Genomic DNA, 15,657 nt, shown 5'->3' with positions numbered 1-15,657 from the left:
CCCGCACCTGTCAGCATGGGTCCGGGCACGACCGCTGCCCGCACCACCGACACCGCACGGGCAGATCAGGGAGCACCGCAGCATGCCGGAGCACGAGGCACCCAGCACCCCCCGCCGCAACCGCACCGGCGGCCTGCGGCAGTGGGGGTGGATCGCCGCGGCGGCCGTCGTCGCCGCCGCGGTCGTGACGACGCTCGTGGTCGTCGGCCCCTGGAACGGTGGCCCGCCGGACGGGGACGGCACCCCGAGCGGGCGAGCCGTGTCCGAGCGGAAGTCCGCGGCCGAGGCGTTCCCCGGCGGACTCGCGCGCCAGCCGACCGCGGTGAACCAGGCCGGCATCCGCGAGCGCCAGGCCCGGGCCGAGGGCGACGCCCAGACCGCCGAGCAGATCGCGGTCATCGCCGACCAGCCGATCGCGACCTGGCTGACGAACACCTCGCGCTCCGAGACCCGGTCGACCATCCGGTCCGTGGTCGCCACCGCGAAGGAACGTGGCGGCACCCCGGTGTTCGTCCTGTACAGCATCCCCGACCGCGACTGCGGCAGCTACTCGAAGGGCGGCACCGAGGACGACGCCTACCTGCCGTGGGTCCGGTCCGCCGTCCGTGCGATGGCCGGCTCGCACGCCGTCGTGCTCGTCGAACCCGACTCGATCGCGCAGATCCAGAACTGCGAACGGCTGCGCGACGAACGTCTGCCCCTGCTGCGGAAGGCCGTCGACGCACTGACCGGTCACGGGCTCACCGTGTACCTGGACGGCGGCAACGAGAACCGCGTGCCGACCGCGACCATGGCGGACTGGCTGCGGCAGGCCGGCATCGACGAGGTGCAGGGCTTCTTCACGAACGTGTCGAACTTCTACCGGGTCGACCAGGAGCGCGCGTACGCCGACGAGCTCGCCGACGCGGTCGGTGGCGACCCGCACTTCGTCATCGACGTCTCCCGCAACGGGCAGGGGTGGCGGGGCACCTGGTGCAACCCCGAGGGCGCGGGCCTCGGCCAGGAGCCGCACGTCACCGGCGGGAGCACCCGGCTCGACGCGCTGCTCTGGGTCAAGACGCCGGGGCTCAGCGACGGCACCTGCAACGGTGGCCCCGCCGCCGGCCAGTGGTGGGAGTCGTACGCGCTCGCCCTCGTCGAGCACCGCAAGCGCGACTGACGGCCACCACCCGGCAACCGGCAGCGCAGGGCTGTCGGTGCCCGGTGGTTGCATGAGCGCATGACCGCGACCGACCGCATCCGCTCCGTCGTCCCGCCCTACCTGCTCCGCGCCGTCGCCGATGCCGACGCGTTCCCCCGTGCGGCCTCGGCGGCACGCACCGCGCTGGCCTCGCTCGACACCGTGCAGGCGCCGAAGCACGAGCACCTGGTCGCGCCGCGCAGCCTCAGCGGCACCGTCGACCGCTCCCCGCAGCGCACCATCACCGACGCGCACGGCACCACGACGCTGCCCGGCACCCTCGTCCGGCACGAGGGCGACGCCGACACCGGCGACACCGCGGTCGACGAGGCGTACGCGGGCCTCGGCGCCACGCACGCCTTCTGGCTCGAGGTGTTCGACCGGGTGTCCATCGACGGCGCCGGGCTCCCCCTCGACGCCACCGTGCACTACGGCCAGGACTACGACAACGCCTACTGGGACGGCAGCAGGATGGTGTTCGGCGACGGCGACGACGAGGTGTTCCGCCGCTTCACCATCGCCCTCGACGTCATCGGCCACGAACTCGCGCACGGTGTCACGCAGTACACCGCCGACCTGACCTACCAGGGGCAGTCGGGGGCCCTGAACGAGTCGATCAGCGACGTGTTCGGTTCCCTCGTCGCCCAGTACGCGGCGGGTCAGACGGCCGAGCAGGCCAGCTGGCTCATCGGCGAGGGGCTGTTCACCGACGCCGTGCAGGGCGACGCGCTCCGCTCGATGCGGGCGCCAGGAACCGCCTACGACGATCCGGTGCTCGGCAAGGACCCGCAACCGGCGACCATGGCCGGGTTCGTCGTCACCACCGACGACGCCGGCGGGGTGCACACCAACTCGGGCATCCCGAACCACGCGTTCTTCCTGGCGGCCACCGCCATCGGTGGGCCCGCGTGGCAGGGAGCCGGCGCCGTCTGGTGGGACGCCCTGACCTCGCCCGAGGTGACCGCCTCGATCGACTTCGCGGGCTTCGCCACCGTCACCGTCGACGCTGCTGTACGACGGTTCGGGGACGGCTCCACCGAGCACATCGCGGTCCGTCAGGCCTGGCAGCGGGTGGGCGTGCTCGACTGAGCACCCGTCCCGGGCGTAGCGTCGGGGACATGCGCATCGAGGTCCGCCGCTCCGGGGGCTTCGCCGGTACCGTGCGGCGCTGGCGGGTCGACACCGACGCGAGCAGCGACCCCGCGGCGTGGTCCGACGTGGTCGACGCGCTGCGGCGCACCCCGGCGCCGACCGCTGCGCCCGTCCCCGACGACTTCAGCTGGACGATCACCGTCGAGCGCACCACTGTGACCATCCCCGGCCGCCGCCTGGACGGACCGTGGGCCGACCTGGTCGAGCGGGTGCGGTCCGAGGGCGACCCGACCTGAGCCGGGAGGCGCGTGGCGGACCCGCACCGCGCCTCCTTTCCGCCCCGCGGGGACGCCACCGCCCGCGTCAGTCGACGTCGATGACCGTCAGGCGACGCGTCGGACGCGTCATCGCGACGTAGACCGCTGCGGCGGCACGGGCCGCGTCGGCACCCACGCCGTCCGGGTCGACGAGCAGCACGCCGTCGAACTCCAGGCCCTTGGCGTCCGCGCCGGTCAGCACCGTGAGCGACCCGGCGGTCGGCGAGGCGAGCCCCCGGACGTCCGCCTCGGTGCGGGCGAGCCGCTGCCGGACGGTGTCGACCTGGGACTCGGGGACGATGACACCGATGGTGCCGGACCCGATCCGGACACGCTCGGCGTCGGCGACCGCCACGACGGTGTCGAGCAGGTCGGCCCGCGCGACGCGGACACGCTCGACGGGGTCGCCGTCGCGCACGGCCTCGTTGCGCGTGACCGTCAGGCCGGCGCTGTCCGCGAAGGCCCCGGCGGCCTCGACGATGGAGCGCGGGGTGCGGTAGTTGACCGTCAGCTGCTCGATGCGGTGGTCGAGCGGCACCTGCGGCGCACGGCCGCGTCGGCGACGCGCGAGCGCCCCGATGACGTCGTCCCACGTGCGCGCGGCACCCGGCGAGGAACCCTGCGCCATGTCGCCGACGATCGTGAACGAGCGCAGCGGGTTGCGGCGGGCGAGCACGCGCCACTGCATCGGCGAGAGCTCCTGCGCCTCGTCGACGACGATGTGGCCGTAGGTCCACTCGCGGTCGTCCGCGGCGCGCTCTGCGGTGGAGCGGGGGTCGCCGCCCTCGGCGAACGAGCCGGCGACCTGCTCGGCGCTGACGATGCCCTCGACGCCCATGTTCTCGATCGCCTGGCGGGCGTTCTCGATGTCGCGGTTCCGGCTGGCCTTCGCGGCGCGCTTGGCGGCGCCGCCGGTCGGGTCGAACGGGCCGAGCAGTTCGGCGGCCTCGTCGAGCAGGGGGACGTCCTCGACGGTCCAGGCCGTCCCGCGGGCACGCTGCAGCAGGGCGCGGCGCTCCGGTGTCCAGTCGGGGGTGAGCGAGGCGAGCCAGTTCGGCCGGGCGTAGAGGTCCTCGAGGAACTTCTCGGGCGGCAGCGGCAGCCACGCGGTGTTGAGCAGGACACGGGCGTCGTACGAGCTCCGGATGTCCTCGCGCAGGACCTTCTCGTCGGCTTCGTCCACCGTGGTGCCGCGCTCCCGCAGCTGCTCGGCGAGCAGGCGGGTCATCGCGTCGAGGGCGATCTTGTTGAACGTGACACGGGCGGCGTTGTGCGGCTTGCCGCGGTCCTGCGCGCGCTTCATGGCGTCGGCGACGAGCTGCGGCGACACGACGAGCCGCTCGCCCTCGATGTCGAGCGTGACCGACTCGGTCGGCACGACCTGGCGCGAGCGCACCGCCCGGCGCAGCAGCGACGCCATCTGGGCGGCGCCCTTCACGGCGGCGACGTCGCGGGTGTCGTGCGTCGTCGCGTGCACGCCCGGGTAGAGCGAGCCGAGTGAGGCCATCACGACGCCGGTCTCGCCGAGCGACGGGAGCACCTGCTCGATGTACGTCAGGAACGCCGGGGACGGTCCGACCATGAGCACACCGGAGCCTCGCAGCCGCTCGCGGTAGGAGTAGAGCAGGTAGGCGGCGCGGTGCAGCGCCACGGCGGTCTTGCCGGTGCCGGGACCGCCCTGCACGATGAGCACGCCCTCGAGCGGGGAGCGGATGATGCGGTCCTGCTCGCCCTGGATCGTCGCGACGATGTCGGTCATCCGGCCCGTGCGCTCGGCGGTGACCGCGGCGAGCAGCGCGCCCTCGCCCTGCAGGTGGGTGCGCTCGTCGTCGTAGAGCGAGGCGTCGAACACCTCGTCCTCGACGCCGACCACCCGACGACCCTGCAGGGACAGGTGCCGGCGGGAGCGCATGCCCATCGGGTGCGCCGCGGTGGCCTGGTAGAAAGCACTGGCACCGGGGACGCGCCAGTCGAGCAGGAGCGGCCGGTGCTCGGCGTCGCGCAGCCCCACGCGGCCGATGTACCGGAAGGTGTCGTCGGGGTTGTCGGGCTCGGCGACCTCGAGCCGGCCGAAGACCAGACGGTCCCCCACCCGCTCGAGCGTCGCGACGGTGTCCTCGTAGAGCCGGGCGTACGCGTCGCGCTCGCTGCGGCTCTGGTGGTTCCCGCCGACCGCCTGTCGGCGGGTCTCGGCGAGGCGCTGTTCGGCCTCGGCGGTCAGCTCGTCGAGACGACGGAAGAGGCCGTCGACGTAGCCGCGCTCACGGTCGATCTCGGTCGGTTCGGACACACACAACCCTTCGGGAAAGAGGGGTGTCCAGTGTAGTCCCGGCGCACCGACACGGATGACTGGAGGCGCGGTGCCAGCTGGCACCGCGCCTCCGGTCCGGACGTCCGCGCGTCCGCGCGTCCGCGACCCGTCTACATCTCTTCGTGCGTGTCCGGGTCACCGTCCCACAGGCGGCCGCGCTCGAGCGCGGAGATCGCCTGCACCTCGTCGTCGGTCAGCTCGAAGCCGAAGACGTCGAGGTTCTCCTTCTGGCGGGCGGCGTCGCCCGACTTCGGCACCGGCACGGCACCGAGCTGGACGTGCCAGCGCAGGACGACCTGGCCGGGGGCCACCCCGTGTGCGACGGCAGCGTCGACGATCGGCTGCTCGGTGAGCAGTTCCGACCGCTTCGCGAGCGGGCTCCAGCTCTCGGTCACGATGCCGAGCTCCTGGTGCACCTTCCGCAGTTCCGCCTGGGGGAAGTACGGGTGCAGCTCGACCTGGTTGACGGCCGGGGCGACCCCGGTGGCGTCGACGATGCGGCGGAGGTGCTCCGGCGTGAAGTTCGAGACGCCGATCGAGCGCACCTTGCCGCTGTCGCGCAGGTCGACGAACGCCTTCCAGGTGTCGACGAACTTGTCCACCGACGGGTTCGGCCAGTGGATCAGGTACAGGTCGACGTGGTCGAGCCCCAGGTTGCCGAGGGTCTCGTCGATCGAGCGGTGCGCCTCGTCGTAGCCGTGGTGGCGGCCGGGGAGCTTCGAGGTGACGACGAGGTCCTCGCGCGCCACCTCGGACTCGCGGACGGCCTTGCCGACGGCGTCCTCGTTGCCGTAGTTCAGCGCCGTGTCGAGCAGCCGGTAGCCGCCCGCGATCGCGGTGCCGACCGCGGCCGCACCCTCGTCGCCGTTCAGCCCGTAGGTGCCGAGGCCGAGTTCCGGGAACCGGTGGCCGTCGTTCAGCTCGATCGTCGGGGCACCGACCTGCATCAGCGGACCCCGAGCAGGTCGATCACGAAGATGAGGGTCTTGCCGGACAGGAAGTGGCCCCCACCGGCGGGGCCGTAGGCGAGCTCCGGCGGGACGACGAGCTTGCGGCGGCCGCCGACCTTCATGCCGGGGATGCCCTCCTGCCAGCCGCGCACCAGCGCCGCGAGCGGGAAGTCGATGGGCTCGCCGCGGTTCCAGGAGCTGTCGAACTCCTCGCCGGTCTCGTACTCGACGCCGGCGTAGTGGACCTTGACGGTCGAGCCGGCGGACGCTTCTTCGCCGGAGCCCTCGACGATGTCGGTGACGACGAGCTCGGTGGGGGCGGGGCCCTCGGGGGCGTCGAACTCGGGCTTGCTGTTCAGGTCAGTCATGCCGATCAGTCAACCAGAGGGCGCACCGGGCACGCGCAACGAGCGTCCAGCCCGCAGAATGGTTCCACCGTGACACCATCGACTCCCGCACCGCCGCGCCGCCGTCTGCTCGCCGACCTGACCCCGCTCCGCCGCTCCCCCGCCTTCGCCCGGCTCTGGGCGGGCACCGCGATCGCCGGCATCGGCACCCAGATGACGACCGTGGCCGTCGGGCTCGAGGTCTACGAGATCACCCGCTCGACCTTCGCCGTGGCCCTGGTGGGTGTCATCGCGCTCGTACCGATGATCGTCGCGGGTCTGTACGGCGGGATGCTCGCGGATGCCTTCGACCGGCGCCTCGTCGCGCTCGTGTCCTCGATCATCGCGTGGGTCGCGGTCGCCCTGATCGCCACCCACGCCTGGCTCGACCTGCACAGCGTCCTCTTGCTCTACGTGCTCGCCACGGTGAACGCCGTCGCCGCCACCGTCAGCAACGCGTCCCGCTCGGCCATCGTCCCGCGGCTCGTCGGCACCGACCTGCTGCCCGCGGCGAGCGCCCTGGGCGGGATCGCGTCGGGGTTCCAGGTCACCGTGGGCCCGGCGATCGCCGGTGTGCTCATCGCGACCGTCGGGTTCGCGCCGACGTACACGATCGACGTCGTGCTGTTCACGTTCGCGTTCCTCGGCGTGTTCACGCTGCCGCGGATGGCTGCCGACCACGACGCGCTGCGGCCGGGGCTCGGATCGCTCATCGAGGGTGCGAGGTTCCTGCGGCGGTCGCGCAACATCACGATGACCTTCGTGCTCGACATCGTCGCGATGACGTTCGGGCAGCCGCGCGTGCTGTTCCCCGCGATCGGGGCGCTCGTCATCGGCGGCGGGTCGATAACGGTCGGCACCCTGACCGCCGCGTACGCGATCGGAGCGCTGCTGTCGAGCGTGTTCTCCGGGCCGCTCGGGCACGTCCGACGCCAGGGTGAGGCCGTCGGCTGGGCCATCACGGCGTACGGCGGGGCGATCGCGGCGTTCGGTGTGGTCATCGCGCTGGCACACGTCCTGGGCGGCCGCTCGGGTGAGGCGTTCGGGGTCGAGATCCTGCCCGCGCTCGGGCTCGCGGCGCTGTTCCTGGCGATGGCCGGCGGCGCGGACAACGTCAGCTCGGTGTTCCGGAACACGATCCTGCAGGCAGCGTCGCCGGACGGCATGCGCGGTCGGCTGCAGGGCATCTTCATCGTGGTGGTCACGGGCGGTCCGCGGCTCGGCGACCTGTACGCCGGCCTGGTCGTCGCGGCCGGCATCGCGTACCCGCCGGTCATCGGCGGCGTGCTGATCATCGGCCTCGTCGCCCTCCTCGTCCGGATGGTCCCGTCGTTCCGCCGCTACGACGCCCTGCACCCCCACGCCAACTGACCGGTCGGTCCTGGTGCGCATAACACCGGTGTTCGCGCGTGGAACACCTGCGTTCCGCGGTGCGGAGCGTGAACACCGGTGTCTTGCAGGCGCACCAGCGCGACCAACAGGCGGTCGGGAGGCGCGGGGCGGGCCCGCCACGGGCCTCCAGGGCCGCACGTGTCGGGTACCGTACGACACATGCCGGACAGCGCATCGCGCGATCTCCAGCGGACGGGAGTCCGCGCCGTCGTCCGGCGCACCTACCACTCCGTCATCCGGCACCGCGTCGTCGACGCGGCCGCGTCGCTGACGTTCTTCGCCCTGCTGACCGTCTTCCCGACCGCGCTGGCGGTGGTGTCGGCCCTGTCCATCGTGGACCGCAAGGGCGACAGCCTGACCGACATCGTCGAGGTCCTCGGGTTCATCGTCCGGCCCGAGACCGCGTCGCACCTCGAGGGCCCGCTCCGGCAGCTGCTGACCCTGGACAACCCGTGGCTCGGGTTCACGATCGGCGTCGTGCTGACGCTCTGGTCGCTGTCCGGCTACGCGACGGCGTTCGGGCGGGCGATGAACACCGCGTACGAGGTCGAGGAGGGTCGGCGGATCTGGAAGTTCCGCAGCATGATGCTCCTCGTCACGCTGCTCGTCATGGTCGGCGGTGCCGTCGCGATCGTCATCCTGCTCGGCACCCCGACGATCTCCGAGGCCGTCATCCGGCAGCTCGGGTTGGCGGCCTGGATCGACGACGTGTGGAACGTGGCGAAGTGGCCCGTGCTCGCGGTCGACCTGGTCGTGATGGTGGCGGTGTTGTACTACGCGACGCCGAACGTGAAGACCCCGCAGCTGCGGTGGGTGTCGGCCGGTGCCGCGTTCGCGATCGTCACCTGGGCCATCGCCACCCTCGGGTTCGCGCTCTACGTGGAGACCCTCGGCGGCGGGAACCGTGCCTACGGGTGGCTCGGCGGCGCGATCCTGCTGCTCGTGTACCTCTACATCTCGAACTTCGTGCTCGTGGTCGGCGGGGAGCTCGACTCCGAGGTGATCCGGATGCGGCAGCTGATGGCCGGCATCGAAGCGGACGAGTCGATCCGGCTGCCGCTGCGGGACGTCACCCGGAACTTCACGCTCGCGCGCTGGCGGGACCAGGACATCGCTGCGGCGCAGCACGTCAGGGCCGAGGCCGAAGCCGCTCGGGTGGCCGAGGACGAGGACGCCGAGCTGACCCCGGGCGAGGAGCAGCTGCGGGCGATGGCGCAGCAGGTGCGGGTGGGCGAGCGGCCGCTGCCCTGACGGGTGGCGTGCGCGCGCTCGTTGCCGCGGACGCCCCGCGTCAGCGCTTGCGCGCCTCGGCGTCCAGCATCTCCTCGGTGACGATCGGGATGGCGCCGGTCGCCAGCTCGATCCCCGACAGCCGTGCCGGGCTGAGCACCCGCATGACCTGGTCCTCGTCCATCAGGCCCGCGGCCACGACGAGCGTCGAGATCGGCGTCGAAGTGGTCAACGCCGTGTGCGCGATCGACGCCGCGGCCGCGTACCCGATGTACGGCGTCAGCGCCGTGACGACGCCGACGTTCGTGTCGACCTGGGCGGCGAGCTTCGCCTCGTTCGCCTCGATGCCGACGACGCAGTGCTCGCGCAGGGTCGCACAGCCGCGGGACATCCACTGCAGGGACTGCAGGATCGAGTGGGCGATGATCGGCTCGAAGGCGTTGAGCTGGAGCTGGCCGCTCTCCGCCGCCATGGTCACCGTGGTGTCGGCTCCGGCGACCGCGTAGGCGATCTGGTTCACGACCTCGGGGATCACCGGGTTCACCTTGCCCGGCATGATCGACGAACCGGCCTGGCGAGCGGGCAGGGTGATCTCGCCGAGGCCCGCCTGCGGGCCGGACGACAGCAGCCGCAGGTCGTTGCAGATCTTCGAGAGCTTCGCGGCGCTGCGTTTGACCGTGCCGGACAGGGTCATGAAGGCGCCGGCGTCGCTCGTCGCCTCGATGAGGTCGGGGGCGGTGACGACGTCGATCCCGCTCGCCTCCTGCAGCTGCCGGCGGACCTCGTCGCGGTAGAGCGGGTCCGCGGTGATCCCCGTGCCGATGGCCGTCGCGCCGAGGTTCATCTCGGCGAGCAACGGCATCACCTTGCGGAGCATCTCCGCGTCCTCCTGGATGGTGTGCGAGAAGCCGGTGAACTCCTGCCCGAGGGTCATCGGCACCGCGTCCTGCAGCTGCGTCCGGCCGACCTTGAGCACGTCGGCGAAGGCGCGGCCCCGCTCGGCGAACGCGGCGGAGAGTTCCTCGAGCTGCACGATCAGCCGCCGGACGCCGAAGATCATCGCGATCTTGATGCTCGTCGGGTAGGTGTCGTTCGTCGACTGGCTGCGGTTCACGTGGTCGATCGGGTGCAGGTACGCGTAGTCGCCCCGCGCACGGCCCAGGAGTTCGAGTGCCCGGTTGGCGAGCACCTCGTTCGTGTTCATGTTCGTGCTCGTGCCCGCGCCGCCCTGCACGACGTCGACGACGAACTGCTCGCGGAGCGCCCCGTCGCGCACTTCCTGCGCCGCGCGGTCGATCGCGTCGGCGCGCTCCTCGTCGAGGACACCGATCGCCCGGTTCGCCCGCGCCGCCGCCTGCTTCACGGTGACGAGCGCCTCGATGAGGTCCGGGTACACGGCGATCGGCACGGAGGTGATCGGGAAGTTCTCCAGCGCCCGCAACGTGTTGATGCCCCAGTAGGCGTCGTTCGGGACCTCCCGTGATCCCAGCGAGTCGCTCTCGGTCCGCGTCGTCGTCACAGGTGCCTCCTCGTTGCCGGTCACACGTCGAGGCTAGTCCGGTCCGTCCAGCCGGTCCGGGAACGCGCCGGGACGGTGCAGAGCGGCGCGTTCCTGCGCGAGCGGGCGGAATGCCGCGGTCGCCTCGGTAACGCACGCCGGCATTCCGCCCGCTCGCCCGGGACGGACGGGAGGCGCGGCGCCAGGCCGCCACGGGCCTCCCGTCCGCCCCCCGGTCGCGACCCGGACGCGAGCGGGCGGGATGGCAGGGTCGGCGCGAGTGCGGACGCGGGCATTTCGCCCGCTCGCGCCGCGGGCGCGGCGAACACACGACGAGTGAGCAGAAGACGCCGGGTCGCGAAGGGCGACCCGGCGTCTTCTGCTCACTCGGTGAGCGCGCCCGTCAGTGGAACTGCGGAACGATGAGGTAGATGCCGTAGAGCACGACGGCGCCGCACACGACGAAGCACGCGACGGCAGCGGCACGGAGTGCACGTGTAGCCGTCGAGGCGCCGGCCGGGTTCGGGAAGCCGGCGGTGGCCGGACCGATCGTGCCGTCGTCCTTCACGGTGAACTTGCCGGCGCGGGTGTCGGCGGCGCTCCAGAGACGGAGGCCGACCGAGTACACGGCGACGACGAAGCACGACGAGACCACGGCGACGAGCGCCACGGTGAGGAATGCGAACCAGTCGATGCCCATCAGCGACGGCCTCCCTTGCGGGCCGCCATGCGACGGAGCGTCCGCTCGCGGCTCAGTTCGGCGCGACGCTCGGCGACCGCGTCGGCGCGCTTCTTGCGCTGCATGTCGCGCAGCTCCTTGCGGGTCAGGACCGCGTTCGCGGCGACGTCGACCTCGATGGCCGAGGCCTGCTCGTGCGGCTTGCGGAGCGACCAGAGGTACAGGCCGAGGATGACGGCGGCACCGACCACGGCGTCGATCACGAGCCCGATGACGCCGAGACGGGCGATCCCGGAGGCGACGGCACCGACCGCAGCAGCGGCAGGCAGGGTGATGAACCAGGCGATGACGATCTTGCCGGCGGTCGACCACTGGATCTTCGAGCCCCGGCGGCCGAGACCGGCACCGATGATGGAACCCGAGGACACCTGCGTGGTGGACAGCGCGAAGCCGAGGTGGCTGGAGGCGAGGATCGTCGCCGCGGTCGAGGCCTCGGCCGCGAAGCCCTGGGTCGCCCGGATCTCGGTGATGCCCGAGCCGAGCGTGCGGATGATCCGCCAGCCCCCCGTGTAGGTACCGAGCGCGATGGCGAGGGCACAGGCCACGACGACCCAGAACTGCACGCCCTGGTTCGACGACTGCGCGCCCGAGGCGATGAGGGTCAGCGTGATGACTCCCATCGTCTTCTGCGCGTCGTTGGTACCGTGCGCCAGGGACACCATCGAGCTGGTGAAGACCTGCCCGATCCGGAACCCGCCGCGCTCGTTCGGGAACACCGGCCGCTTGGTGATCCGGTACGCGATGCGCGTCGACAGGAACGACACGAGCGCCGCGATCACGGGCGAGGCGAACGCCGGGATGATCACGACCGTCAGCAGCGCGACGTAGTTGACCGACTGGAACCCGGCACCGACGATCGCGGCACCGATCAGCCCGCCGAACAACGCGTGCGACGACGACGACGGCAGCCCGCGGAGCCACGTGATCATGTTCCAGACGACTGCCCCGATCAAGCCCGCGAAGATCATCTCGGGGCTGATCGCGACGCCACCGGGGCCCTCGTTGATCAGCCCGTGCGAGATCGACGTCGCCACGGCGGTGCTGAGGAACGCACCGACCAGGTTGAGCACCGCAGCGACGGTGACCGCCACCTTGGGCTTCATGGCGCCGGTCGCGATCGGGGTCGCCATCGCGTTGGCGGTGTCGTGAAAACCGTTTGTGAAGTCGAAGAAGAGGGCCAACGCGATGACCAGGACGACTATGAGTGTGATGTCCACCGCGGGCAAGTGTCCCAGGCGTCGGCCCTTCGAGCAAACCTGATCGGCAACCTGTTGTTCACCGTCGCTTCACACTCGTTCAGGTTCGGAACCATGCCGATGGAAGAATGGGTCCATGGACACCGCTGAGCTCCTCATCCTGTTGATCGGATCGCTCGCGGTGACCGGGTTCGCCCGCGCCAAGGGGCTCCCCGCTCCCCTGCTCGTCACAGCGGTCGCCCTGGCGGCCTCCTTCCTGCCCGGGCTGCCCCCGATGGAGATCGACTCCGAGGTCATCCTCACGGTGATCCTGCCGCCGCTGCTCTACTCCGCCGCGCTCGACGTGTCGTGGCAGAGCTTCCGCGGCTCGATCAAGCAGATCCGACGACTCGGCATCTTCCTGGTGATCGTGACGGCCCTGGTCGTCGGCGGAGTGGCGTACCTGCTCATCCCGGACATGACGCTGCCTGCGGCGATCCTGCTCGGCGCGATCGTCGCCCCGCCGGACGCGGTGTCCGCCGCCGCGATCGGCCGGAAGCTCGGACTCCCCCGGCGTGTCATGACCGTGCTGTCCGGCGAGAGCCTCATCAACGACGCGGCCTCGCTGACCCTGGTGCGCGTGTTCACGCTCATCATCGCCGGCACGTCGCTGACGGTCTGGCAGGACCTCGGCATCTTCGGGCTCGCGATCGGCGTCGGCCTGGTCGTCGGCATCGTGCTCGGCGTCGTCGTGCACTGGATCCGGATGCGCATCAACGACCCCGTGGTCGAGACGATCATGAGCATCCTGCTGCCGTTCGTCGCGTACATCCTCGCCGAGGACCTGTCCGGCTCCGGCGTCATCGCGGTCGTCACGGCCGGCCTGTACATCGGCTACAACTCACCGAAGGAGGGCTACGCCACCCGCCTGCAGGAGCGACCGCTCTGGACGAGCATCGACGTCATCCTCGAGGGCTTCGTGTTCGCGCTCATCGGCCTGCAGCTCAACACCGTCGTGCAGGACCTGGTGGAGAGCGAGCGCAGCCTCGGGCAGACGCTCACCGCGGCGGCTGTCGTGCTCGCGGTGGTGATCCTGGTGCGGCCGCTGTTCGTGTTCGAGTCGTACGTGCGCAACCGGTTCAACGGGAAGTGGCTCCGGCCGCTGCGGATCAAGCTGTCCCGCGGGCACCCCTCACTGCGGTGGATGCGCGGTTCCGCGGAGCCGAAGCTCAACTGGCGGGAGCTCACCGTCATCTCGTGGACGGGCATGCGTGGCGTGGTGACCCTGGCGGCAGCGGTCTCCGTCGTCGCGAGCCCGACGCAGATCCCGGCGCAGGACACGATCTTCATCATCGCCTTCTTCGTCACCGTCGGCACCCTGCTGTTGCAGGGGCTCACGCTGCCCTTCGTCATCCGCGCGCTCAAGGTGCAGGACCCGGCCGAGGGCGAAGAGGACGTGCGCAGCGAGATGCGACTCAACCAGCGCACCACCGAGGCCGCGATCGAGCTGCTCGAGAAGCGCCGTCCGGCGTGGGCGAAGCAGTACGGCTCGGATGCCGTCGACTCGGTGGTGAACCGGCTGAAGGCACGACTCGAGCGTCAGGCCGAGACCTTCCGCCAGGACGCCGAGGAAGAAGAGGACGAGGAGCGGAACGTCGCACTGCGCCTGCGCGGCTCGCAGATCCAGGACATCCGGCGCGAGCTGCTCGACCGCCGCCGCGAGATCGTGCTCGAGGAGCGGGAGAAGGGGAACCTCGACGAGGAGGTCATGCGCCGCGTGCTCGTGACCCTCGACGCCGAGGAGCTCGCGATGGACTCGGCGCAGGCATCGCGCAGTCGCTCCTGAGCACCTCGGGCGTATCCTGGCGCTCCGATCGAGAGCAGGAGCAGAGCGCCGAGTGAGCACGCCGCGGAACGACGTCCCCAGGAACGACGACGGACCGGAGCGCCCCGGCGGTTCGCGTCCGATGCCCCCGAAGTCGCGCGGGAGCCGGCCGTCCGCCCAGGGGACGAAGCCGCGTCGCGGTGCCAAGGTCGCGGGACACGCCAGCCGGTCAGCACCCCGGCGGCAGGCCCCCGTCCCCGCCCCGCAGCAGTACAGCGCGTACCGCCGCTGGTACTCGACACTGCACCCGTCGCTCCAGCTCATCGGCCTGCAGCTGTGGATGCCGCTGTTCTTCATCGTCGGGTTCTGCCTGTGCTACGTGTTCGCGTTCCACGCCCCGCACCCGCACGACGTACCGATCGCCCTGATCGGCAGCGACCCGTCCTTCGTGCAGGCCGTGCAGCGGGCGTTGCCGGGCGAGTTCGTGTTCCACTCCTACGACTCGCTCGCCCAGGCGAAGCGCGACGTGGTCGACGGCTCGATGGCGGTCGCGTACGACCCGGCCGCGAACGAGTTCTTCAAGGCGAGCGCGCACCAGTTCCAGGTCGCGAGCCTCGTGCCGGCCACCCTCAGCGCGGTGCTCACCGGCCTGGGCGTCGCGACCCCGAAGGTGACCGAGCTCGCGCCCCTGCCGGCGTGGGACGAGTACGGCACCGTGGCGATGTACGTGATGCTCGCGTGGTGCATCGGCGGCTACATGGTCGCGATGTTCATCGGCATCATGGGCGGCCCGCTCCGTCACCGCACCCGCATGACGGTCATCGCGGTCGGCGGCCTGGTCATCTCGCTCATCACGAACACGCTCGCCGGCCCGGTGCTCGGTGCCATCCACGGCCACTGGATCCAGCTGGTGCTCATCGCCTGGGGCTGGATCGTGGCGATCGGCCTGGCGGTGAACGGTCTGAGCTACTTCGTCGGCCGCTTCATCGCCGCCCCGGCGATGATCTGCTTCGTCTTCCTGTCCATGCCGTCGTCCGGCGGCGCCTACCCGAAGTGGTTCATGCCCGAGCCGTTCGCGTGGCTCAACAACGTCGTGGTCGGCTCGAGCATGGTCGACATGATCAAGCACCAGGTCTACGGCGTCGGCCCCGGTCCGGCCCGAGGCCTGATCACGATGGCGTGCTACGCGACGGCCGGCCTCGTGCTCATGTACTTCGGCAAGCAGTGGTGGGAGCGCAAACGGATCCGCGCGATCGTCACCGGCCGCACGACGATGTTCCAGGACGCGAACACGGCCAACCGCGAGTTCCTCGGCGGGCAGCGCGACGCCGAGCTGGAGCGCCACGGGCTGACCTCCACCGAGACCGGCACCCTGAGCGTGCTGCGGGACGACGACTGGGAGGACGAACGCACCGGTGGCGACGTCTTCACCGGCGCGCGCGACGGCCTCGAACCGGGCGCGACCCCGACCGGTCGCATCGCCGTGCAGCGCCCCGCGAACCGGAAGGAGCCGCGACCGGCGGCGGCTCCGCACGGCAAGCACGCCGACCGCTGACGCGTAT

Annotated in this window: 13 protein-coding genes; 7 read left to right on the top strand and 6 right to left on the bottom strand. The window is 71.3% G+C overall.

Features of this window, described 5'->3' with window-relative positions:
- Positions 1–82: 82 nt before the first annotated feature.
- Genes BOSE127_RS14435 through BOSE127_RS14425 form a run of 3 tightly spaced genes read left to right on the top strand, consistent with a single transcriptional unit; the run spans position 83 to position 2,568 of the window.
- On the top strand, positions 83–1,159 hold the full coding sequence (locus tag BOSE127_RS14435) for a glycoside hydrolase family 6 protein (RefSeq protein WP_159557749.1): 1,077 nt from the start codon (positions 83–85) through the stop codon (positions 1,157–1,159).
- Positions 1,160–1,219: 60 nt separating this feature from the next.
- Entirely contained in the window at positions 1,220–2,269 is a 1,050-nt protein-coding gene (locus BOSE127_RS14430; protein ID WP_042538460.1) for a M4 family metallopeptidase, read from the top strand.
- Positions 2,270–2,298: 29 nt separating this feature from the next.
- A complete protein-coding gene (locus tag BOSE127_RS14425) occupies positions 2,299–2,568 on the top strand; it encodes a protealysin inhibitor emfourin (protein ID WP_159557747.1) in 270 nt (89 codons plus the stop codon).
- A 67-nt stretch (positions 2,569–2,635) separates the two neighbouring features.
- On the opposite strand, the gene BOSE127_RS14420 is transcribed toward BOSE127_RS14425, so the two are convergent.
- The 3 genes from BOSE127_RS14420 to BOSE127_RS14410 all read right to left on the bottom strand — a co-directional run bounded on the left by BOSE127_RS14420 (position 2,636) and on the right by BOSE127_RS14410 (position 6,218).
- The gene (locus tag BOSE127_RS14420) at positions 2,636–4,879 is read right to left on the bottom strand and encodes a HelD family protein (protein ID WP_017885940.1); all 2,244 of its coding nucleotides are present in this window, start codon (positions 4,877–4,879) and stop codon (positions 2,636–2,638) included.
- Between the two features lie 131 nt (positions 4,880–5,010).
- On the bottom strand, positions 5,011–5,847 hold the full coding sequence (locus BOSE127_RS14415) for an aldo/keto reductase (RefSeq protein WP_159557745.1): 837 nt from the start codon (positions 5,845–5,847) through the stop codon (positions 5,011–5,013).
- Positions 5,847–6,218: an FKBP-type peptidyl-prolyl cis-trans isomerase gene (locus BOSE127_RS14410; protein ID WP_017885942.1), complete on the bottom strand. Its 372-nt coding sequence runs from the start codon at positions 6,216–6,218 to the stop codon at positions 5,847–5,849. Before BOSE127_RS14410 ends, BOSE127_RS14415 begins: the two co-directional genes overlap by 1 nt.
- 69 nt (positions 6,219–6,287) lie before the next feature.
- On the opposite strand from BOSE127_RS14410, the gene BOSE127_RS14405 reads away from it, so the two are divergent.
- Together BOSE127_RS14405 and BOSE127_RS14400 are read left to right on the top strand one after the other, a co-directional pair.
- Positions 6,288–7,607, top strand: coding sequence for an MFS transporter (locus BOSE127_RS14405; RefSeq protein ID WP_082509663.1), 1,320 nt, complete (start codon positions 6,288–6,290; stop codon positions 7,605–7,607).
- Between the two features lie 180 nt (positions 7,608–7,787).
- Positions 7,788–8,879, top strand: coding sequence for a YihY/virulence factor BrkB family protein (locus BOSE127_RS14400; protein WP_159557743.1), 1,092 nt, complete (start codon positions 7,788–7,790; stop codon positions 8,877–8,879).
- A 40-nt stretch (positions 8,880–8,919) separates the two neighbouring features.
- On the opposite strand, the gene BOSE127_RS14395 is transcribed toward BOSE127_RS14400, so the two are convergent.
- The 3 genes from BOSE127_RS14395 to BOSE127_RS14385 form a co-directional block, all read right to left on the bottom strand.
- The gene (locus BOSE127_RS14395; RefSeq protein ID WP_040418951.1) at positions 8,920–10,377 is read right to left on the bottom strand and encodes an aspartate ammonia-lyase; all 1,458 of its coding nucleotides are present in this window, start codon (positions 10,375–10,377) and stop codon (positions 8,920–8,922) included.
- A 382-nt stretch (positions 10,378–10,759) separates the two neighbouring features.
- Entirely contained in the window at positions 10,760–11,056 is a 297-nt protein-coding gene (locus BOSE127_RS14390; protein WP_017885946.1) for a hypothetical protein, read from the bottom strand.
- Entirely contained in the window at positions 11,056–12,312 is a 1,257-nt protein-coding gene (locus tag BOSE127_RS14385; RefSeq protein WP_040418878.1) for an inorganic phosphate transporter, read from the bottom strand. The genes BOSE127_RS14390 and BOSE127_RS14385 overlap by 1 nt, the downstream gene beginning before the upstream one ends.
- 115 nt (positions 12,313–12,427) lie before the next feature.
- On the opposite strand from BOSE127_RS14385, the gene BOSE127_RS14380 reads away from it, so the two are divergent.
- Both BOSE127_RS14380 and BOSE127_RS14375 read left to right on the top strand, forming a co-directional pair.
- Positions 12,428–14,116, top strand: coding sequence for a cation:proton antiporter (locus BOSE127_RS14380; protein WP_017885948.1), 1,689 nt, complete (start codon positions 12,428–12,430; stop codon positions 14,114–14,116).
- A gap of 52 nt (positions 14,117–14,168) precedes the next feature.
- Positions 14,169–15,650, top strand: coding sequence for an ABC transporter permease (locus BOSE127_RS14375; protein ID WP_159557741.1), 1,482 nt, complete (start codon positions 14,169–14,171; stop codon positions 15,648–15,650).
- The last annotated feature ends 7 nt before the right edge of the window (positions 15,651–15,657 follow it).

The organism is Curtobacterium sp. 8I-2 (assembly GCF_902506155.1).
In the GTDB taxonomy this organism is placed as follows: Bacteria; Actinomycetota; Actinomycetes; order Actinomycetales; family Microbacteriaceae; genus Curtobacterium; species Curtobacterium poinsettiae.
This window is presented reverse-complemented; position numbering and strand designations above follow the sequence as displayed.

Excerpts from the sequence above, each read along its gene's own strand:
- BOSE127_RS14415 (WP_159557745.1), bottom strand. The coding sequence starts at position 5,847 with ATGCAGGTCGGTGCCCCGACGATCGAGCTGAACGACGGCCACCGGTTC.
- BOSE127_RS14425 (WP_159557747.1), top strand. The coding sequence starts at position 2,299 with ATGCGCATCGAGGTCCGCCGCTCCGGGGGCTTCGCCGGTACCGTGCGG.
- BOSE127_RS14430 (WP_042538460.1), top strand. The coding sequence starts at position 1,220 with ATGACCGCGACCGACCGCATCCGCTCCGTCGTCCCGCCCTACCTGCTC.
- BOSE127_RS14390 (WP_017885946.1), bottom strand. The coding sequence starts at position 11,056 with ATGGGCATCGACTGGTTCGCATTCCTCACCGTGGCGCTCGTCGCCGTG.
- BOSE127_RS14410 (WP_017885942.1), bottom strand. The coding sequence starts at position 6,218 with ATGACTGACCTGAACAGCAAGCCCGAGTTCGACGCCCCCGAGGGCCCC.
- BOSE127_RS14400 (WP_159557743.1), top strand. The coding sequence starts at position 7,788 with ATGCCGGACAGCGCATCGCGCGATCTCCAGCGGACGGGAGTCCGCGCC.
- BOSE127_RS14435 (WP_159557749.1), top strand. The coding sequence starts at position 83 with ATGCCGGAGCACGAGGCACCCAGCACCCCCCGCCGCAACCGCACCGGC.
- BOSE127_RS14380 (WP_017885948.1), top strand. The coding sequence starts at position 12,428 with ATGGACACCGCTGAGCTCCTCATCCTGTTGATCGGATCGCTCGCGGTG.